This is a genomic window from Thalassolituus sp. UBA2009 (assembly GCF_002335285.1).
Lineage (GTDB): Bacteria > Pseudomonadota > Gammaproteobacteria > Pseudomonadales > Oceanobacteraceae > Venatoribacter > Venatoribacter alkanivorans.
Genome location: NZ_DDCJ01000066.1, coordinates 20409 through 40237 on the forward strand (window position 1 = coordinate 20409; position 19829 = coordinate 40237).

The window sequence follows — 19829 nt, forward strand, 5'->3', positions numbered from 1 at the left end:
TAATTAGTGTTAACAGGCCCTAAGAGATACCGCACAAATGTCAGCGGTAACAGGAGGTCAGAATGCGCGATTCAGGTCTGGCAGCTCAGGCGGCGTTTAACCGTCGTAATCTTGTTCGTGGTTCTGGCCCGCAGCAGCTGGTGGAAAACCGTACGGTCTTTGCCAGTCATGGCGCTGAACTGTCAATCTACGACACTTTTGCCTCTGCAGAAAAAGTCCGCCTCGATGCGGAAGAAATTCTTTACTGCGGCATGATCAGCGGCAAAAAAGTACTGCACGGTAAAAATCATTTTAATTCGGCTTTTTTACCCCATGAATCTTTTGTCATGGCGCCAGGTGAAACCGTTGCCATTGATTTCCCCGAGGCCACTCTCGATAACCCGACCAGCTGTTTAACCCTGGGTATCAGCCGTGAGCGGTTGCGTGATGTCTGTGATCAGCTCAACCAGAAGAACCCGTTACCGAAAGAGCTGGGTTGCTGGCGCCCGCATGATGATCATGTGCTGCATCTGTTTCATACCGAGGCAACGCAACAATTGCTGGAACGTATCGTCGGCAGTTTTGTGCATAACGATGATGACCGTGATCTGGTACTGAACCTGGGCGTTACTGAATTACTAACACGTATGCTGCGCCAGCAGGGACGCAGCTTTTTACTGAATTGCGCGCGCCATGACCCGACCTTAAATGGTCTGACGGAAACGGTTCGTTATATTGATGATCATCTGGCGGAAACCGTCGATATTGAGCAACTGTGCCGTGTTGCCTGCATGTCGCGCAGTAAGTTTTATCAGCAGTTCCGGCATGTGATGGGCACCGGGCCGATGGAATATATCCAGCAGCGCCGCCTTGAACGGGCGCGGGAATTACTGCAGAGCGGCCGTTCTGTTACCGAAGTCTGCTATGACGTCGGCTATGTGAATGCCAGCCACTTTACCCGCCGTTTTCATCAGCAGTATGGTGTGTCGCCCAGAGATTATTTAAAACAGCATCAGATTAAAATGATCTCCGCCTGAAATATTTTATCTAGGGTCTGGCAGCCACTTTACGGAATATCACCACCCTCGGACTGTCGCGCCAGACAATCTCCAGATCATAATGCCGGGCAATCCAGTCCGGCGTTTTTTCCTGCATAAACACCACATGAGTCGGGTCGCGGGTGTAATGCCAGCGCGAAAAATATTCTGCATCTGCCCAGCGGCTGGTCATTAAACCGAGATAACCACCTTCGCGCAGTAAACCACTCAGCCTGCTCAGTTCGGCGTGCGGATTATGAAAATGTTCAAAGCATTCGGTGGCGGTAATAACATCGTACTGATTGCGTAACTGGGCAGGAAAGAAAAACGGATCGTAGTTATCGCAGGCAATACCTGCAGCCGCCAGCAGTTTTGATAATGTTGGCCCCGGCCCGCAGCCGTAATCGAGTGCCTGCATGCCCGGTGTTAATAATGGCAGCAGAGGTGTCAGCAGGTGCTGCAGAAACTGCACATAACCGGCATCTTCAATGCTGTTTTCATGGGTGGCGTAATAAGCTTTTTCGTCATCCGCACTCAGCCATTGCTGAGGGTCGGCAAAAGCCAGCGAGCATTGGCTGCAGCTGAAGTAACGGCGTTTATCTGCACCCTGAAGTTGCTGGTGCGGACCCTGATCAGAGCACAGGGGGCAGGGCTGGGTGCAGGGGTGATTCATGCGGATTCCTTCGGTTTGAGGGAGCGGGCGGCAATATAACACTGCGCCAAGAGTGCGGCGATGGTGGAACGAAGGGAACAATATAAACCCTGACCAGATAAACCCCGGCCAGGGCAGGCTGGCCGGGGATGTTTTACCTCTCAGGCGCTGCGCAGTTGCTGGTTGCTGTGCAGTAACCGGCTCAGTGCGGCGATCAGGATACTGATTTCTTCCGGACTGATCGTCAGTGCCGGTAACAGGCGGATAACTTTCTGCCGTGTGACATTAATCAGCAGGCGCTCTTCCAGGAGTGCACGTCTGGTCAGGTCCGGAATCGCTTCTTTCAGCTCAATACCCACCATCAGTCCGCGTCCGCGGATGGCGGCGACCTGAGGATGGCCGGCCAGCGCCTGGGTTAGTCCTTCCAGCAGTAGCCTGCCCAGCTCTGCCGCCCGTTCGGCCAGCCGGTCACGCTGCATAATGCTTATCACGGTATGACCGACGCGGCAGGCCAGCGGATTGCCACCAAAGGTTGAACCGTGCTGTCCCGGCGCAAACAGGTTTGCTGCCGCACCGCGGGCGAGGCAGGCACCAATCGGCAGACCATTGCCCAGACCTTTGGCAAGGGTGATCACATCCGGTTGAATATCGGCATGCTGATAACCGAAGTGGCGTCCTGTGCGGCCCATGCCGGTCTGCACCTCGTCGATCATCAGCAGCCAGTTATTGGCCCGGCACAGGCGCGCCAGCGCCTGTAAATAATGACTGTCTGCCAGTCGCACGCCGCCTTCGCCCTGTACGGTTTCCAGCAGTACTGCACAGATCTGAGGGTTGCCATCCAGTGCATTCAGGGCTGTGCTGTCATTCAGTGGCAGACGCAGAAAGCCCGGCACTAAAGGCTCAAAACCCTGCTGCGCTGCCGGATTTCCGCTGGCGGTCAGGGTAGCCAGGGTGCGGCCATGAAATGCACCGTCCATAACCACAATCTGCGGTGCTGTAATCTGCCGCTGGCGGGCATGCAGGCGTGCCAGCTTGATGGCGGTTTCGTTGGCTTCGGCACCGGAATTACAGAAAAACGCTTTCTCCATACCCGTCAGGCCGCACAGTGTGGCGGCGAGGTTTTCCTGCCAGGTTACGCCGTACAGGTTGGAGCTGTGCATCAGGGTGGCGGCCTGAGCGCTGATGGCTGCGGTAATTTCCGGATGAGAGTGCCCCAGATTGGTTACCGCGACACCGGCCAGGCTGTCGAGATACTGATTGCCCTGATCGTCCCACAGGCAGCTGCCTTCGCCGCGCACAAAATGAACCGGCAGGCGCTCATACACCGGCATTAAACAGGCTGAACTCATACTTTCTGATCCGTTTCGTCTTCATTGTAAGGTTGATAAATCACTTCCCGGCTGATCAGGCGGATACCCTGACGCGAGGATTCAATAATGCGTTTTTCGTCGCTGGCGACCATCACTTCGGTGCGGAAACCGGCCTCCTGTGGAAAGCGGCTGCGGATCTGCCGTATCAGTTCATGCCCGGTATTGGCTGCCGATTCAAACTGGCCGAGCAGGCTCTGGTTCTGCCAGAGCAGGATCTTAAACTGGCTCATGGGTGTAATGTCTGTGTTGATCAAAGGCTTCGGCCTGGCCCAGCCAGGTATGAAAAATACGTACCCCCAGCATCTGCAGGCGCGGCCCGTGCTGGCGTGCCTGCTGGCGGATATCGGCCAGCGCAATGCCGGCCTGCTGCAGCTCACAGCAATGGCCAATCAGCCACTGCTCAATGCGGCGGTAATCGGTTTCCAGATGAAACTGCAGCGCCAGACCATAGTCGCCGAGGGCAAATGCCTGCTGTGGGCACAGCGCCGAAGAGGCCAGTAACCGGGCTTCGGCAGGCAGCGAATATTGCTCACCGTGCCAGTGCAGCACCGGACACTCCTTAAGCACAGCCAGTGCCGATTCCAGTCCCTCTGTACCGAGCTGAATATCGCCATAACCGATTTCTTTGTGCCCCATCGGCTGTACCGTGCCGCCCAGCGCTTTGACCATCAGCTGGGCGCCAAGACAGATGCCCAGCGTTGGCCGTTGCAGGGTCAGACGTTGCTGCAGCAACTCTGTCTCACGCGCCAGAAATGGGTAATCCTGACCGTCATTGGCGCTGATTGGCCCGCCGAGTACGACCAGCAGATGCGCCTGCAGCAGGGCATCGTCATCAAGAAAATCAACGCCGGCATCGTAGTAGTCAATCAGATAGCCGCGCTCAATCAGCACGCTTTCCAGAATACCCAGCCCTTCAAAGGCCAGGTGGCGGATAACACAGGCTCGTTTCATCATGTCAGGCTCCTGTTTGTTCAGGCCAGTAGTAGCTGTCGGGAAGCGCCCGCGGACCAAAGATGGCCTGACCAACCCGGACGGTGGTCGCGCCTTCGTGGATGGCCAGTTCAAAATCGGACGACATTCCCATGGATAATTCGTACAGCTGATCGCCATAGCTCAGCTGTTGCTGCATCTGCTGCAGCTGTTGGCGCAGCAAAACAAAGCAGCGGCGGATACGTTGCTGATCGGTGGTCAGCGCGGCCAGCGTCATCAGGCCTTTTACCCGCAGGGTAGGAAAGGCACTGAGCTGGCGCATAAAGGCTTCCAGCTGTGCCGGTTCCTGGCCGTATTTGCTGGCTTCGCCGGAGGTATTAACCTGCACCAGCACATCCAGGCAGCGTTCTTCAAGGCTCAGGCGCTTATCCAGTTCGGCGGCCAGACGCAGGCTGTCGAGAGCCTGAAATTCGCTGGCAAAGCGGGCAACGATACGGGCCTTATTGGTCTGCAGATGACCGATGACTGCCCAGCGCAGATCCGTCAGATCAGTGGTGCTCTGCGCTTTGCTCCAGGCTTCCTGCACCTTGTTTTCGCCCAGCAGAGTGCAGCCAGCGGCGTGGGCCATACGGATACGTGCCAGATCCACGGTCTTGCTGACCGGCAGCAGACGGACCCTGTCGGGCTGGCGTCCGCTGTGTTCACAGGCCTGCCGGATACGGGCGTTTACGGCCGCCAGATTGCGCTGCAAATCGTCACTGCTGAAAACCGGGCGGAAGCCCTGGCTGGTGGTCGCGGTATGGTTCAAGCCTTTGCTCCTGCTGTCTGATATTCTTGCCGGCGGTGGATAACTGACCGGGTAACCAGTATGCTTTCGGTTTTTGTCCTATGTCAAAAATAATTTTGTCCTATTTATGAATATTACCGGCAAGAGCATTGCAGATATCGTCGCCAGCATCCGGCAGCTGGTGCAGAGCGGACAGCTGGAAGAAGGCGCGTTATTGCCGCCTATCCGCGAGCTGGCAGAACAACTTGGTGTAAACCGCAATACCGTCGCGGCGGCCTATCAGCGGCTGGTCAGTGCTGGTCTGGCGGTCAGCCAGGGGCGGCGTGGCACTATGATCCGTACCCAGGCGGAAGGTGGTTTTCAGGAAGGCGCGATGCCGGATTCGCCGCTGACTGATCTGGCCAGTGGTAATCCGGCGCTGCACTGGCTGCCCGATATCAGCCGTTATTTAGCGCAGCTGCCTGCCCGTACTCCGCGCTTATATGGCGAGCCGCTGCTGAATCCGGAGCTTGCTGCGCTGGCACAGAGCCGGCTGTTTGCCGATCAGGCGGAAGCGGATGCGCTGGTGCTTAGCCATGGTGCGGTGGACGCGGTTGAGCGTCTGTTACTGGCGCATCTGAAGCCCGGTGACAAAGTCATCGTCGAAGATCCTTGTTTTCTGGGAACCATCAACACCCTGAATCAGGCCGGGCTGGAAGCCGTTGCCGTCAGTGTTGATGCTGAAGGTCTGCAGACAGAGGCTTTGGCGGCGGCGCTGGCAACCGGCGTGCAGGCCCTGATCTGTACACCTCGTGGTCATAACCCGACCGGTTGCAGTCTGAGCCAGACCCGGGCGACAGAAATCCGCAGCTTGTTGGCGCAATACCCGGATGTATTACTGATCGAGGATGACCATTTCGCCACCGTTGCCGGCTCGGCGTATTACAGCATCATGCCCGCAGGCCATCGTCATCACGCGCTGGTGCGTTCGGTCTCGAAAGGTTATGGCCCGGACCTGCGCTGTGCCTTTATTCACAGCGATGCCCAAACCCGTGAGCGTCTGTTGCTGCGTCTCACACCGGGCAGCAACTGGGTCAGCCATCTGCTGCAGGATCTGCTCAGTCTGTTGCTGGCCAGCGATGAGGTACAGCAACAGCTGACGCAGGCGGCGGATTATTACCGGGCGCAGCACAGCGCACTGGCGGCGGCGCTGAATGCGGCAGAATTACCCGGATTGCCGCCGCTCAGCGCACCGGCGGATGGTCTTAACTTCTGGCTGCCATTGCCGGGGCTGGATGCAGAACAAATAAGCCATCGTCTTGCCCGCTACGGCTGGCTGGTACGCGATGCGGCGGTGTTCAGTGTGCGTCAGCCACAGAGTGCGTTGCGCATAACCATCAGTGAGCTGGACGGCGAACAGCAACAGAAGCTGATTGCTGATCTGCGCAAATGCCTGTGACAAAAACGGTGCGGCTTTGCCAGCACCGGTTAAATCCGCGAGAATAACGATCTGATTTTTCTGGCCCGGAGGCCGGGTATTTTATGACCACCCGTATTGCTATCAATGGTTTCGGCCGTATCGGCCGCTGTGTACTGCGTGCTCTGTACGAAAATGGCTATCGCGGGCAGTTGCAGGTGGTGGCCATTAACGAGCTGGCCGATATTGAAACCATCAGCTACATGCTGCGCTACGACAGTACCCACGGGCGCTTTCCGGGGCAGGTTGAGGTGGTGGATGAACGTCATCTGAGTGTTAATGGCGACCGTATCTGTATCCGCCACGAAGCGGATGCCGCCGCCCTCGACTGGGCTGAGCTGAATATTGATCTGGTGCTGGAATGCAGCGGCCAGATAAAAACCCGCGAAGAGTGCGAACAGCATCTGGCTGGTGGCGCGCATAAAGTGCTGATCTCTAACCCTGCCGACAGCGCGGTGGATAACACCATTATTTTTGGTCTTAATCAGCACACGCTGAGTGACGATCAGCACATCGTTTCCAACGGTTCCTGCTCAACCAATTGTCTGCTGCCGATTCTGACTTTGCTGGATGACGCCTTTGGCATCGAAGCCGGGGTAACCACCACCATTCACTCGGCGATGAACGATCAGCCGGTAATCGACGCCTACCATTCCGATTTACGCCGCACCCGCGCTGCAGGGCAAAGTATTATTCCGGTCGATACCGGATTGCCGCTGGGCATTGCGCGTTTAATGCCGAAACTCGCCGGTAAAATCGAAAGCCTGCATGTACGCGTGCCAACCATTAATGTCTCGGCACTGGATATCAGTCTGCAATTACAGCAGCCAACCACTACGGATGCGGTTAATGCATTGCTGGCAGAAGCCAGTACCGGTGCATTAAAGGGGATTATCGGTATCACCCATGATGCGCATGCCTCAATCGATTTTAATCACGATCCACGTTCAGGAATCGTCGATGCCACCCAGACACGTGTCAGCGGCGGTCAGCTGCTGAAGTTGCTGGTGTGGTTTGATAACGAATGGGGTTTTGCCAACCGTATGCTGGATACTGCCTGCGCCATGAGTGCAGAGAATCGCCGCTAATGTTTTTGCTTATGCCCTGGATATTCTTTCAGGGCCAGATGGATTGCTCCCTGTGCTGCCTCTGATAAATTATTGTGTTGCTGGTTTTATTTATCGGGTGCTGGGGCAAAAACATACTGATTGCGGCCGTTATGTTTCGCGTTATAAAGGGCTTCATCGGCCCGGATACAAACGGAATCAATGGTATCGCTGGCCAGAACCGGTGTAATCCCAAAACTGCATGTGACCGGCTGCTCCAGCTCTTCAACACCAAGGGCGCCTGAATTAAGCAGCTGCATTACTTTTTCTGTTCTTTTAATGGCCGTATCCATACTGCATTCCTGCAGTAAAATCATAAATTCTTCACCGCCAAAGCGGTATACCTTATCGACAGGACGGATATTGGCTTCAACCAGCTTCACAAAAGCCAGCAATACCTTGTCACCAATATCATGACCAAAGTTGTCGTTAATCTTTTTAAAGTGATCAATGTCGGCGGCGATCAGGAATAAGCTTTTATCGCTCTTTTCCAGCCTTAACGCCATTTTTTCAATATCCCTGAAATGATCCTGAAAAGATCTCCGGTTTAACGCATTGGTTAACGAATCACGATATGCCAGGTGTTTAAGCTGAAGTGTTTTCTCGCGTAAATACTGCTGCAATAAATACTGTTGCCTGGTGTTTTTATGGTGAGTGATCGATAGCAGTATGCCAGCACCATTACTGAAGCTATAACCAATGATCATCATTATCTGAGCATGTAAGTTAAGATCTTTTAAGGTCAGAATAATCAGGATGGCCACTGAAGAATGATACAGGCATATTATTGTTGACAGTTTTACGGTCAGGATTCCGGAAGCATACAGACACAGCATGATAATAAGATCAAACAGGGCATACAGGGCGTAGTCGTCCAGAAAGGTAAACGAGCCCAGTTCCAGAAGTACAAAAAATAGCAATAACGTGCTGAATACCAGTACATCGTAAGAGGAATAACGCCGGATGCGGGGTATGGTTAATAAAAAAATAATACACGCCGCAATATGAATCAGCCTCTGTGCCAGCAGAAAAGAACCCCATGGCCCGGGTTTGACGACCATGGCATCAGAAAGCATAAAAACAGGCATTGAAATTATTACAAACGCACAAAGCCCGAAGACTAAGCGACGCTGTCTGGGAAGTTCCTCCTGGCGGAAAAGGCTTTCCATTTCCGGGTCCCGGAAAACAGCCAGGGCATGGTGGATATAGGGTGATCCGGACTCCATAGCAATTGCCTGAGCTGCCCCTCATTTAATTTATGAACGGATGTTTATTTTGAGCCTAGTTCAACTTACTTATCCTTCCACCCTCTGCGATTGTCGTAAAGGTCTCTGGGTATTGATCTGGCAGCAGTACCCGTGCCCGGCCAGCACCTGCGCGCACGCCGGGACGGTACACCCGGCGTACGCAGGCCTGGCGCTGTAATGTTTGTTATTAACAAAAGTGTTGATCAAAAAACGGGCTAAGCTGCAAATAAGACTGTCGATTACCTACGCCGGAGTCATTGCATGCTTATCCGTACCCGCCTGACCGTTGCACTGTTGTCAGCTGTCATTATCCCTTTGCTGATCATTACCGTTCTGGTTGTTATGGAGTTGCGCAGCAGCGCCCTGAACAGCTTTGAAACCCGCAGCAGTGCTGAAATTCGTCATATTGATACCGCATTCAGTCTCTACCTTAATGGTCTGGCTGAAGATGCCGCTTTTCTGGCTTCGACCCAGGCGCTGAAAGCTCTGGATGAATCGGTATCGGATTACCGTGGTGCGTCAAAACCGACCTTTGCTCAGCGCAGTGGCAGTGTTGAGGCTGATGCTTATGCACTGATGGACGACTTCGGTAAAGCGCGGCCGGATCTGGCCTATGTTTTTCTGGGGCTCAGCAGTGGTGGTTATATTCAGTGGCCGGGCAGTGATCTGGGGAAGTATGACCCGCGTCAGCGTCCCTGGTATATCGCCGCTCAGGCTGACCCCGGCAAGTCGGTACGTGCCGCCGCCTATGAAGACGTAAACACCGGAGCTCCGCTGCTTGATTATCTGCATACATTTACCACCGACAGTGGTCTGCAGGGCGTGGTCGGGGTGGATGTCACCCTGAGTAAGCTGACCGATATGGTGAAACAAGTGCAGTTCGGCAAAGCCGGCTATCTGATTCTGGTGGAAGAAACCGGCACGGTGCTGGCCGATAGTGGCAATAAAGCAAATAACTTTAAAAATATAAAAGAACTGGACGAAGCCTATCAGCAATTTTTTGCCCGCGAAGGTCTGTTTGAAACCGAGCTGAATGGCCAGAGTTGGTTTGCAACCGCCTACACGTCACCGGCGTTGGGCTGGAAATTTATCGGCGTTATTCCGGCTGATGAAGTGTTTGCTGTTGCCACTAAAGTACGTAATACCATTTTGCTGATCAGTCTGGTGTTGCTGGGTATTTTTGCTGTGCTGGCTTACTGGATCAGCAACCTGATCGCCAAGCCAATTGGTGCGGTTACCCGGGGTCTGGAAGAAGTTGCCAGTGGCGAAGGGGACCTGACGCGCAGACTGAGAGTGCTCAGCTCAGATGAATCCGGACAGATGGCCAACGCCTTTAACCGCTTTATCACTATGATTCATTCACTGGTATCCGATATTAATGAAGGGGCCGCTGATGTAAAAAATCAGGCTCTGGCTGCACAGGCTATTTCCGATCAGCTGGCGGGTATTTCTGATCAGCAATCCAATTCGATAGAACAGGTATCGACAGCGTTTAATGAAATGGTAGCGACGTCCAATGAGGTGGCAAAAAATTGCAGCGAAACGGCGATTGCCGCCGACCAAAGTCAGCATCATGTTGAAGACGGGCGGCAATTTATTCAGAAAACAACCAGCGCGGTAACGGCTCTTGAAAAGGTCATTGAAGATTCCAATCAGGCAATGTCGACCCTGGCCGTGGAGTCGCGCAATATCACCACCATTCTCGATACCATCCGTGGTATCGCCGAACAGACCAATTTACTGGCACTGAATGCTGCCATTGAGGCGGCCCGCGCCGGTGAACAGGGACGCGGCTTTGCGGTGGTGGCCGATGAAGTACGGACTCTTGCCGGGCGCACTGCGGAATCAACCGAAGAAATTGATCAGATGATTACCTCGCTGATTAACCGCACCAGTGAAGTGTCGGGCAAACTGGCCAGCAGCCTGGATCACTCACGCGAAACCGCAGAAACCACCGAGCAGACCCGTGCGGTATTTGAGTCCATCGAAGAATCCGTCGCCCGTATCCGTGATATGGCGACCCAGATTGCAGCCGCCGCTGAAGAACAGCATCTGGTGGCGGAAGAAATTAACCAGAATATTATCCGCATTAATACCGAAGCGACCAATGCCAACGACAGCTCGCGACAGCTGAAAGAGAACTCTGATTCCCTTGGTAATCTGTCGCATGATCTGTCAGCGCTGGTCAGCCGCTTCCGGGTTTAAATTCAGGGTCACCGGGCTGGCTGATCGTCGGTGTTTTTAAACTGGGTGTTTTTAAACTGCAGATCGGCCAGGCGTTTGTACAGTGGCGAATGTTGCATCAGCTCCTGATGTGTTCCTATTGCCACCAGTTGGCCATGATCAAATACCGCGATACGGTCAACATTGGTGATGGTGGCCAGGCGGTGGGCGATAACAAAGGTGGTGCGGTTTTTCATTAAACCATCCAGTGCCTGCTGCACCAGATGCTCGCTCTGGGCATCGAGGGCGCTGGTGGCTTCATCCAGCAATAATATTTCCGGATCACGTAAAATAGCACGGGCAATGGCCAGCCGTTGTTTCTGTCCGCCCGATAATTTCACCCCTTGCTCACCTAAAAATGACTGATATTTATCCGGTAATTGCTGAATAAACTCATCGGCATGGGCGGCTTTGGCGGCGGCCAGAATATCGTCTTCACTGGCATCGGGTTTGCCGTAACGCAGGTTATCCAGCACGTTGGCGCTGAACAGCACGGGTTGCTGTGGCACCAGAGCAAACTGGCTGCGCAGTTGCTGTAAATCCCAGTCCCGTAACGATTTTCCATGCAGCAGAATATCGCCCTGTTGCGGGTCGCGGAAGCGCAGTAATAAATCAAATAATGTGGATTTTCCGGCACCGGATGGGCCAACCAGTGCGATACGCTCACCGGGTTGTATATCCAGCGTTAAGTGACTGATGGCTTTGCGGTCCGGGCGACTGGGGTAGTGATAATGCACATCGCGGAAGCTCACTAACGGCTGACCGGCCTGCTCCACAGGCGGGATTATTGTGCTTTGCTGTGGTGACTGAATTTCAGCTTCGGTCGCCAGCAGCTCGCGGATGCGTTCGGCGGCACCGGCAGCACGCTGTACTTCACCATAGACCTCGGTCACGGCGGCCAGCGAACCGGCGACCATAATGGCGTAAAACACAAAGGCAGCCAGATCACCGCCGGACAGTTTTCCGGCAATCACATCACTACCGCCGATATACAGCATACCGGCCACAGAACCCATCACCAGCACCATCACCAGAGCAATCAGCCAGGCGCGCTGGCGGATTCGTTTCAGGGCTACGTCAAAAGCACCTTCAGCGGCGAGGGCAAATTGTTGGGTAACAATATCTTCGCGGGTAAATGCCTGAACCACTTTAATATGCTGCAGACTTTCACCGGCCCAGGCGCCGACACTGGCAATTTTATCCTGGCTGTCACGGGACAGTTTTTTCACCTTGCGGCCAAAATAAATCATCGGAAAAACAACTAAGGGGACGGCAACCAGAACAATCAGGCTGAGTTTTAAATTGCTTAAAAACATCAGGGTAATGCCACCGATAAAGGTCAGCGAATTACGCAGGGCAAAGGAAAACGAGGAACCTATTACCGTCTGCAGCAGAGTGGTGTCGGTGGTTACCCGGCTCTGTATTTCACCGGCCAGATTATCTTCAAAAAAGCTGGGAGGCAGGCTGACCAGATGCTGGTACAGCTGCTTGCGTATGTCGGCCACGACCCGCTCACCGAGCCACGACACCATATAAAAGCGGAAATAAGCCCCGGTAGAAACCAGTACAACCAGTACAGCGAACAACTGCAGGGCGTCGGCCAGTCCCTGAGTGGATTGCGCGGCAAAACCATTATCGACCATTAAGCGCACGCCCTGACCGAGACCCAGGGTAAGCCCGGCGGTGGCGACCAGTGCAATGATGGCAATGGTTAAACGGAATTTGTAAGGACGGATAAATTGCCAGAGCCAGCGCAGCATCGGAGAGGTCTTTGTATAAAAGTATGTGCTTCAGGCTAGCGATTAGTACCAGCCGGAGCAAGGTGAACATCCGCCGGTACACTGTGTTGTTATGATCGGATGGATAGGTACGGGTCTGTTACCGGGGGAGAGAAGCAGCAGGCTGAATAATCACGGCAGCTGCCGCGGTTATTCAGCTGGTATGGTCAGGCGTTGCGCGCGGTGTCCTGAATGCGCTGTACCATGGCGCGCAAGCCATTGCCGCGGGTCGGACTCAGGTGTTTGACCAGATCAATCTTGCTGAAATAATCGTCGATATCGAAGGCGATAATGTCAGCCGGGGTTTTATGGTTGTAAGCGGCCAGCACCACACCCAGTAAGCCACGCACGATATGGGCGTCGGAGTCGGCTTCAAAGGTCAACACACCGTTATTTAATTCGCTGTCGATCCACACCTGACTCTGGCAGCCGCGCAGCAGATAAGTATCATTTTTCTTGTCATCACTCATCGCCGGTAATTGTTTACCCAGGTCGATGATGTATTTGTAGCGCTCTTCCCAGTCGTCAAAAAAGCCGAGGGTGTCGAGGATATCGTCGGTGCTGATGTCTGCGCCGAACGGGTTCTGTACTAAAGCCATAATCAGTCCTTACAGAGATTCAACAAAACGGCGGATGCGGTGAGCGGCTTCGATGCATTCATCAACACCAGCCACCAGTGCCATACGTACGCGGTTTTCACCGGGATTAATACCATCGACGGTGCGCGATAAATAGGAGCCGGGCAGTACAGTCACATTCTGCTGGGCAAATAATTGCTGGGCGAAGGTTTCTTCATTAATCGGGGTTTTTGCCCATAAATAAAAACTGGCGTCGGTCTGCTCCACCGCCATCACCGGATTAAGAATTTCAATCACCGCGCGGAATTTCTGTGTGTACAGCGCACGATTATCGGCAACGTGCTGTTCGTCATTCCAGGCGGCAATGGAGGCCAGCTGGGTCTGCAGCGGCATCGCGCAGCCGTGGTAAGTACGGTATAGCAGGAAAGGTTTTAACAGCGCGGCATCACCGGCAATAAAACCGGAACGCAGGCCTGGCAGGTTGGAGCGCTTGGACAGCGAATGAAACACCACGCAGTTTTTATAATCGTGACGGCCTAAGCGGGCACAGGCTTCGAGCAGGCCCATCGGCGCTTCTTTGCCATCGACATAAATTTCGGAATAGCACTCATCACTGGCCAGTACGAAGTTGTAACGGTCGGCCAGTTCAATCAGCTGTTTAAACTGTTCGAAGCTCAGTACGGCACCGGTCGGGTTGCCCGGCGTGCACAGGAACAATAACTGGCAGCGCTGCCAGACATCCGCCGGCACGGCGTTGTAATCCGGGTGGAAATCGTTATTGGCCAGACAAGGCAGGAAATGCGGTGTGGCACCGGCCAGATAGGCTGCGCCTTCGTAAATCTGATAGAACGGATTCGGGCTGACCACCAGGGCATCGGGCTGGCTGCGGTCAACCACCGCCTGGGTGAAGGCAAAAATCGCTTCACGCGTACCGTTGACCGGAATCACCTGCGATACCGGGTCGATGTTATCCAGACTGAAGCGGCCTTTGAGCCAGCTGGCAATGGCTTCGCTCAGCTCCGGCAGGCCCTTGGTGGTCGGGTAGTTTTCCAGACGGCTGATATTGTCGATCATCGCCTGTTGTACAAAGGCCGGAGACGGATGCTGAGGCTCGCCGATGGACAGCGCGATATGTGGCAGCTGTGCATTCGCCGTAACGGCGGCTTTCAGCTTAGTGAGTTTCTCAAAGGGATAGGGCTGTAATTTGCTCAGATCGGGATTCATGCCTTCCACCGGAGTTCGGAATTTCAGTTGCGCGGCATTATACAGGCATTTGCGCAGGATGCTGCTTTGGCGGCCTGCCGGAATTTGACGCTGGCCATCATGCCACCCATAGTTTCAGCACGGATATTGTTTCGGACGGAGAATAATGCGGCGGCGTATTTGTTTGATATTAGCCTGGCTGCTGATCTTATCTGCCACAGAATTGCAGGCGGAAATAGCGCAAGAGTTCCGGGCGCAGCAGGGCGTGATGAATCTGTCCGGCAGGCCGGTAACGCAGCCATTGGCACTGGCGGGAGAGTGGCGTTTTGCCTGGCAGCAGCTGAGTGATGGCACCGGCAGCCATGACTGGCCACTGTTCACCATGCCCTCAACCTGGGATGAAAATGGTCAGGCCGGATATGAGTATCCGGGGCAGGGCTACGCCACCTTCGTGCTGGATATTCAGGGCCTTGATCCGCAGGTTGACTGGGCGTTGTTTGTGCCGGAAATAGCCACCAGTTTCCGCCTGTTAGCCAATGGCCGCGATATTCTGCATGGCGGCCGCGTGGGTACTGCCCGTCAGGAGGTACAACCCTATCAGGGCAATCGCTGGGTCAGACTGGGAGGTATCGCTGATGGCCGTCTGCAGCTGGTGCTGCAGGTTGCTAATTATCACCATCACAGTGCCGGGCCCTGGCAGCCACTGTTACTGGGCCCGGAAGATCAGATCACCCGAGGCTACGCCCAGCATGTGATTTATGAAGCCGTTATCCTGCTGCTGTTATTGCTGATTGGTCTGCTGTTGGTGATGGAATATACGGTAGACCGTAAAGACCGCACCGGACTGTGGCTGGGGCTGTTTACCCTGATGCTGGGCGTACGCCTTGGTACCACCTCATTTGCCCCGCTGTACTGGATGCTGAGCCTTAATCCACCCTGGGAGCTGCATATCCGGGTGATTTATATCAGCATGCTGGTCAGCCCGGTGCTGTTGTTTGGCTGGCTGCACTCTGCTTTCGGTACCGATTTCAGCCGGAGTCTGCGTAATCTGTTCAGCCTGCCTTTTCTGTTAGCCGCGCTGCTCTGTCTGTTGTTACCGCCGCTGTGGTTTACCGCATTACTGGGAATCTTTGGTGGTTTGCTGCTGCTGGGCGTGGTGGTGGCGACATCGGTATTGCTGCGTATGGTGTATCTAGGCCGTCGTGGTGCCTGGCTGATTCTGCCGGGGACGATGCTGTTGGGTGTGGCGGTTATTCACGATGTGCTGCTGAATAATCAGCTGCTGAGCGGACAGTACTGGTCGCCGCTGGGGTTTCTGATTTTTATTGTGTCGATGATCTGTAACTTCCTGCTGAACCGGGTCTGGTCACGGCAGGAAATTGTACGCCTGAGCGAAGAACTGCGGCTGATAAACCGCGAGCTGGAACAGCGGGTGGCGGAGCGTACTCAGGCGCTGGCGGAAAAAGCCAACGCCCTGCTGGATGCCAACCAGCAGCTGCAGGTGCTGGCGGATGTGGATGGTCTGACCGGCCTGCTGAATCGTCGTGCTTTGCTGGAGCAATTGCAGCAACTGAAACAGTGGCAGGGCAGTGTCGCGGTTTTGTGGATCGATCTGGATCACTTTAAACGTATTAACGATGGTTTTGGTCACGCCGCCGGTGATGCCGTGCTGGCGGCCTTTGGTGCATTGTTGCGCCGCCTTGGGCGTGACCGTGACCGGTTGGCACGGCTGGGCGGGGAAGAGTTTGCGGTGCTGCTGCTTGATTGCGGAGCCGAGGGCGCGGAAACCTTTGCCCGGCGTCTGCAGCAACAGTTGCGTGAGTTGCAGGTGCCGGACTGGCCGCAGATTCATAACCTGAGTGCAAGTACCGGTATCGCCGTCGGCCGTCTGGGAGAAACCGATGGCGAAGAGCTGCTGAACGCGGCTGACCAGGCGATGTATGAAGTAAAACACTCGACCCGTGACGGCTACAAAATTGCCGCCGACTACCGTCGCTGATCAGTGGCCTGCGGCTTTAATGGCAACCGGCAGGATGGGTTGCCTCTCCTGTCCCAGACAATGCCAGGCGCTGCCTGTTTTTTGTTTGGCCTGTTGTTTGGCCTGGGCTGCCAGCTGGGCAAGACTCTGCGGGTCCTGATTTTCAATCAGCGTTGAGGGCACCACGCCAATGGCTAAACCGAGCAGCGGAATACGGCTCAGCTGGCCGCTGCGGTCATGGCCGTTAAGATAGCCACGACTCCAGTCGTCGTTGCGGTGAAACTCAGAACATTGCTGATTAAACGCCTGCAGCAGTTGCTCACACAGCGGATAAAAATCCGCTTCCTGACTGATCAGTACAAAATCATCGCCACCAATATGGCCGACAAAATTAAGTGCTGAACTGTGCTGTTGCAGCAAGCGGCCGAGCCAGCGTAATACCGCATCACCCTGACGGTAACCGTACTGGTCGTTGTAGGGCTTAAAATGGTTCAGATCGAGGTACAGCAAATAGAAATGACTTTGCTGGCGCAGCAGTTGCTCAATATGTTCGTCGATCGGAACATTACCCGGCAGCAGGGTTAGCGGGTTGGCATAACGGGCTTTCTGAATCTGGCTGTCGGTAATGTGTTTGAGCAGGTCTTTGCTGTTTACCACGCCCTGATAACGGCCTTCGCAGGTAACAATCAGATGCTGGCGCAGGTCTTCGTCGTCGTCATCGGTGAGTACTTTGCTGACCGCCTCAAGCGTCATGGCGCAATCGACGATCAGCGGATTCTGCTGCATAAAATGGCCGACGGTTTTACGCTCAAACAACGCACGGCCGTATGGTTGGGCGAATAATTCCAGCAGTTTGCGCCGGTGCAGTAAACCGACAGGGCGCTCCTCTTCCAGCACCGGCAGCGACATGAGCAGCGGATTATCACGGAACAGTTCATCAACTTCGCGCATTGGCAGCGAGGCGGCAATGGTTTCCAGCGGCTGGCACAGGTTGACGATTGGCTGCTCGACGCCATTGGCATGCACCGGACTGGTGAGGCTCAGGCCGTGCTCCGGGGTCTGGAATTCGGCTTTGCTTTGCGGTTTACCGAGCAGATACCCCTGACCGATATGAATACCCATACTGCGGATTAAATTCAGCTCGCCCTGAGTCTCAATACCTTCGGCAATCACTTCGCACTGCAGCTGCTCGCACAGATGCACCACTGAGGAAACAAAGGCCTGCTTTACCGTGTCCTGATCGATGCGGTCGATAAAGTGGCGGTCGATTTTGACGTAGTCGGGGCGGATTTCCGACCAGAGTTTCAGGCCGGAATAACCACTGCCCAGATCGTCAATGGCAATGCCATAACCCAGCTCTTTCAGATGGCCGATCAGCGTCAGGAACTGACCGGTATTCTCAATCGGAAAGCGCTCGGAAATTTCCAGCACAACATCGGTTGGCTGCAGACCATTGTGGGCCAGACGCTCGGTCAGCTCGCCGATCTCCTCACCATAGTTGAGCAGGCTTTGCGGGCAGATATTAATAAATAACAGGCCGTCGCTTTTCTGCCGCGAAAAATGGCGGATAGCCGAACGGATGCAGAGAATCTCCAGATCCGGAATCCGGTCAAACTGATGCGCGGCCTGGAACATCAGATCCGGGCGCTGTAATAAATGACCCGAAGCTCCGCGGGTGAGTGCTTCATAGCCAAGAGCGCGGTTGCGGCTCAGGTCGACTATGGGTTGCAGCACGGTGTGAATGGCTTCCTTGCTGATCAGCTCGTCCAGACTGCGTTGCAGAAGATGGGGCGCCATATCAAAACCAAACAGAAAAAGTCAGCGTATAGTGCGGCGGTTGCATGACCTGCAGATGACAAAATGGTAAACAAAATCAGCGGTTGTGTAAGAGGATGTGAGCAGCGCTGGCCTGCTGAGAAAAAGCATAAAGATAATGCTGGTCAGCAGGCAGAAAATTGTCCTGCTGACCGCTTTCCGGATTCAGTGTCCGCTGAACAACTGGCTGGCCGCCTGCTGGTGGTTAGCCATCAGCTGGCGGATATCGCCGCCCAGCCATTGTTTATCGCGTACTTTCCAGTCACCGTTGATCATCACCGCGTCAGCCTGACTGGCGCCGCACAGCACCAGAGCTGCCAGTGGGTCATGAGCGCCGCTGAAACGCGGTTCATCGAGTTTAAAGAAGGCAATATCAGCACGCTTACCGGGCGCCAGTTCGCCAATATCATCGCGCCGTAACACCTGAGCCGAGCCTTTAGTGGCCAGATGTAACGCATCCAGATGGGTGAACTCATCGGCCTGATAGCGCAGGCGCTGAATTAATAATGCCTGCCGCACTTCCTGCATTAAATTGCTGTGGTCGTTGGAGGCGCTGCCATCCACACCGAGCCCGACGGGGCTGCCGGCGGCGCGTAATTCATTTACCCGGCAGATTCCGGATGCCAGCACCATATTGGATGACGGACAGTGGCAGATACCGGTGCCGGCATTGCCCAGTCGCTGCACTTCTTCATCGTTAAAATGAATGCCGTGCGCCAGCCAGGTGCGGTTATTCAGCCAGCCGACCGAGTCCAGATAATCCAGTGGCCGCTGGCCAAACATCTTCAGGCAGAAAGCATTTTCATCTTCGGTTTCCGCCAGATGGGTATGCAGGCCGACATCGTATTGTGCTGCCAGCTCCGCACTGGCACGCATGATGTCAGGGGTCACCGAAAACGGCGAGCAGGGCGCCAGAGCGACTTCCAGCAGCCCCTGATCATCACGCCGGTGCCAGTGTTCAATCAGGCGTTTGCTGTCATCCAGAATTACCTGTTCGGTCTGCACCACCGAACGCGGTGGCAGGCCGCCATCATCCACACTCAGGCTCATCGAACCACGGGTCAGGGTGGCGCGCATACCCAGTTTAAGGCTGGTTTCGGCCTGAATATCGATGGCGTTTTCCAGCCCGGCCGGAAACAGATAATGATGGTCGGCAACCGTGGTGCAGCCAGACAGCAACAGCTCGACCATTGCCAGTTCGGTGGCCAGCGCATGCTGTGCCGGAGTCAGCCCAGCCCAGATCGGATAGAGGGTTTGCAGCCAGGGGAATAAGCGCTTGTTGAGTGCCGGAGGGCAGGCGCGGGTCAGGGTCTGGTAGAAATGATGATGGGTATTCACCAGCCCGGGCAAGACAACGTGCGCGCTGGCATCGAATACCTGACTGACAGGGCCGGAGGGTTGCTGCCCGGCGGCCAGCACTTCAAGGATACGGCCATCGGCGATCACCAGCCCGCCACTGGCGTCCAGCTGGTTGCTGGTAAATACGGCGCGGGGATGTTTAATCCAGAGAGTGTTCATGATAGTGCTCCGCAAAGTTTCGCTGCGGCGGTGGCAGACAGGAAGGACTGGGCACCGGTCGCTAACGAATAAGAATAAACCGCACAGGCGTGCGGCGGATCGTTAGCAGTGACTAGGTGTTAATCTGCCGGCGTTGATGATAACAGGCTGCATCAGGCAGGCAAGTCATGTA

16 protein-coding genes are annotated in these 19829 nt (G+C 54.8%); 5 read left to right on the top strand and 11 right to left on the bottom strand.

Translation table 11 applies throughout. The features are described from left to right. Nucleotides 1–62: 62 nt before the first annotated feature. Entirely contained in the window at nt 63–1016 is a 954-nt protein-coding gene (locus tag B3P58_RS07730) for a helix-turn-helix domain-containing protein (RefSeq protein WP_225692948.1), read from the top strand. Between the two features lie 10 nt (nt 1017–1026). Here the strand turns inward: B3P58_RS07730 and B3P58_RS07735 are convergent, their stop codons facing one another. The 5 genes from B3P58_RS07735 to B3P58_RS07755 all read right to left on the bottom strand — a co-directional run bounded on the left by B3P58_RS07735 (nt 1027) and on the right by B3P58_RS07755 (nt 4776). Then, on the bottom strand, nt 1027–1689 hold the full coding sequence (locus tag B3P58_RS07735; protein ID WP_286716800.1) for a class I SAM-dependent methyltransferase: 663 nt from the start codon (nt 1687–1689) through the stop codon (nt 1027–1029). A gap of 140 nt (nt 1690–1829) precedes the next feature. Then, complete coding sequence (locus B3P58_RS07740) at nt 1830–3017, bottom strand: aspartate aminotransferase family protein (protein WP_286716801.1); 1188 nt, start codon at nt 3015–3017, stop codon at nt 1830–1832. Continuing rightward, nucleotides 3014–3268: a hypothetical protein gene (locus B3P58_RS07745; RefSeq protein WP_286716803.1), complete on the bottom strand. Its 255-nt coding sequence runs from the start codon at nt 3266–3268 to the stop codon at nt 3014–3016. Before B3P58_RS07745 ends, B3P58_RS07740 begins: the two co-directional genes overlap by 4 nt. Next, nucleotides 3255–3992 carry a glutamine amidotransferase gene (locus B3P58_RS07750; RefSeq protein ID WP_286716805.1) on the bottom strand — a complete coding sequence of 246 codons (738 nt, stop codon included), beginning with the start codon at nt 3990–3992 and terminating at the stop codon, nt 3255–3257. Before B3P58_RS07750 ends, B3P58_RS07745 begins: the two co-directional genes overlap by 14 nt. Before the next feature lies 1 nt (nt 3993). Beyond that, nucleotides 3994–4776, bottom strand: coding sequence for a YggS family pyridoxal phosphate-dependent enzyme (locus tag B3P58_RS07755; RefSeq protein WP_286716807.1), 783 nt, complete (start codon nt 4774–4776; stop codon nt 3994–3996). Nucleotides 4777–4882: 106 nt separating this feature from the next. Between B3P58_RS07755 and B3P58_RS07760 the strand changes: the two genes are divergently transcribed. Then, the gene (locus B3P58_RS07760; protein ID WP_286716809.1) at nt 4883–6193 is read left to right on the top strand and encodes an aminotransferase class I/II-fold pyridoxal phosphate-dependent enzyme; all 1311 of its coding nucleotides are present in this window, start codon (nt 4883–4885) and stop codon (nt 6191–6193) included. Between the two features lie 83 nt (nt 6194–6276). Then, on the top strand, nt 6277–7299 hold the full coding sequence (locus tag B3P58_RS07765) for a type I glyceraldehyde-3-phosphate dehydrogenase (RefSeq protein ID WP_286716811.1): 1023 nt from the start codon (nt 6277–6279) through the stop codon (nt 7297–7299). Between the two features lie 86 nt (nt 7300–7385). On the opposite strand, the gene B3P58_RS07770 is transcribed toward B3P58_RS07765, so the two are convergent. Continuing rightward, nucleotides 7386–8393 carry a GGDEF domain-containing protein gene (locus B3P58_RS07770; protein ID WP_286716813.1) on the bottom strand — a complete coding sequence of 336 codons (1008 nt, stop codon included), beginning with the start codon at nt 8391–8393 and terminating at the stop codon, nt 7386–7388. Between the two features lie 432 nt (nt 8394–8825). On the opposite strand from B3P58_RS07770, the gene B3P58_RS07775 reads away from it, so the two are divergent. Then, nucleotides 8826–10769: a methyl-accepting chemotaxis protein gene (locus B3P58_RS07775; protein WP_286716814.1), complete on the top strand. Its 1944-nt coding sequence runs from the start codon at nt 8826–8828 to the stop codon at nt 10767–10769. A gap of 8 nt (nt 10770–10777) precedes the next feature. On the opposite strand, the gene B3P58_RS07780 is transcribed toward B3P58_RS07775, so the two are convergent. The 3 genes from B3P58_RS07780 to dapC all read right to left on the bottom strand — a co-directional run bounded on the left by B3P58_RS07780 (nt 10778) and on the right by dapC (nt 14367). Next, nucleotides 10778–12547, bottom strand: coding sequence for an ABC transporter transmembrane domain-containing protein (locus B3P58_RS07780; RefSeq protein ID WP_286716815.1), 1770 nt, complete (start codon nt 12545–12547; stop codon nt 10778–10780). Between the two features lie 185 nt (nt 12548–12732). Continuing rightward, the gene (locus tag B3P58_RS07785; protein WP_186435773.1) at nt 12733–13164 is read right to left on the bottom strand and encodes a SufE family protein; all 432 of its coding nucleotides are present in this window, start codon (nt 13162–13164) and stop codon (nt 12733–12735) included. Between the two features lie 9 nt (nt 13165–13173). After that, a complete protein-coding gene (gene dapC / locus B3P58_RS07790; protein WP_286716817.1) occupies nt 13174–14367 on the bottom strand; it encodes a succinyldiaminopimelate transaminase in 1194 nt (397 codons plus the stop codon). Between the two features lie 163 nt (nt 14368–14530). On the opposite strand from dapC, the gene B3P58_RS07795 reads away from it, so the two are divergent. Next, nucleotides 14531–16345, top strand: a complete 1815-nt coding sequence (locus B3P58_RS07795; protein WP_186435772.1) for a sensor domain-containing diguanylate cyclase — start codon at nt 14531–14533, stop codon at nt 16343–16345. Here the strand turns inward: B3P58_RS07795 and B3P58_RS07800 are convergent, their stop codons facing one another. Continuing rightward, a complete protein-coding gene (locus B3P58_RS07800; RefSeq protein ID WP_286716818.1) occupies nt 16346–18121 on the bottom strand; it encodes a GGDEF domain-containing protein in 1776 nt (591 codons plus the stop codon). Between the two features lie 183 nt (nt 18122–18304). Beyond that, on the bottom strand, nt 18305–19657 hold the full coding sequence (locus B3P58_RS07805) for an 8-oxoguanine deaminase (RefSeq protein WP_230332342.1): 1353 nt from the start codon (nt 19655–19657) through the stop codon (nt 18305–18307). Nucleotides 19658–19829: the final 172 nt, after the last annotated feature.

Excerpts from the sequence above, each read along its gene's own strand:
- B3P58_RS07730 (WP_225692948.1), top strand. The coding sequence starts at position 63 with ATGCGCGATTCAGGTCTGGCAGCTCAGGCGGCGTTTAACCGTCGTAAT.
- B3P58_RS07735 (WP_286716800.1), bottom strand. The coding sequence starts at position 1,689 with ATGAATCACCCCTGCACCCAGCCCTGCCCCCTGTGCTCTGATCAGGGT.
- B3P58_RS07740 (WP_286716801.1), bottom strand. The coding sequence starts at position 3,017 with ATGAGTTCAGCCTGTTTAATGCCGGTGTATGAGCGCCTGCCGGTTCAT.
- B3P58_RS07745 (WP_286716803.1), bottom strand. The coding sequence starts at position 3,268 with ATGAGCCAGTTTAAGATCCTGCTCTGGCAGAACCAGAGCCTGCTCGGC.
- B3P58_RS07750 (WP_286716805.1), bottom strand. The coding sequence starts at position 3,992 with ATGATGAAACGAGCCTGTGTTATCCGCCACCTGGCCTTTGAAGGGCTG.
- B3P58_RS07760 (WP_286716809.1), top strand. The coding sequence starts at position 4,883 with ATGAATATTACCGGCAAGAGCATTGCAGATATCGTCGCCAGCATCCGG.
- B3P58_RS07765 (WP_286716811.1), top strand. The coding sequence starts at position 6,277 with ATGACCACCCGTATTGCTATCAATGGTTTCGGCCGTATCGGCCGCTGT.
- B3P58_RS07770 (WP_286716813.1), bottom strand. The coding sequence starts at position 8,393 with ATGCTTTCTGATGCCATGGTCGTCAAACCCGGGCCATGGGGTTCTTTT.
- B3P58_RS07775 (WP_286716814.1), top strand. The coding sequence starts at position 8,826 with ATGCTTATCCGTACCCGCCTGACCGTTGCACTGTTGTCAGCTGTCATT.
- B3P58_RS07780 (WP_286716815.1), bottom strand. The coding sequence starts at position 12,547 with ATGCTGCGCTGGCTCTGGCAATTTATCCGTCCTTACAAATTCCGTTTA.
- B3P58_RS07785 (WP_186435773.1), bottom strand. The coding sequence starts at position 13,164 with ATGGCTTTAGTACAGAACCCGTTCGGCGCAGACATCAGCACCGACGAT.
- dapC (WP_286716817.1), bottom strand. The coding sequence starts at position 14,367 with ATGAATCCCGATCTGAGCAAATTACAGCCCTATCCCTTTGAGAAACTC.
- B3P58_RS07800 (WP_286716818.1), bottom strand. The coding sequence starts at position 18,121 with ATGGCGCCCCATCTTCTGCAACGCAGTCTGGACGAGCTGATCAGCAAG.
- B3P58_RS07805 (WP_230332342.1), bottom strand. The coding sequence starts at position 19,657 with ATGAACACTCTCTGGATTAAACATCCCCGCGCCGTATTTACCAGCAAC.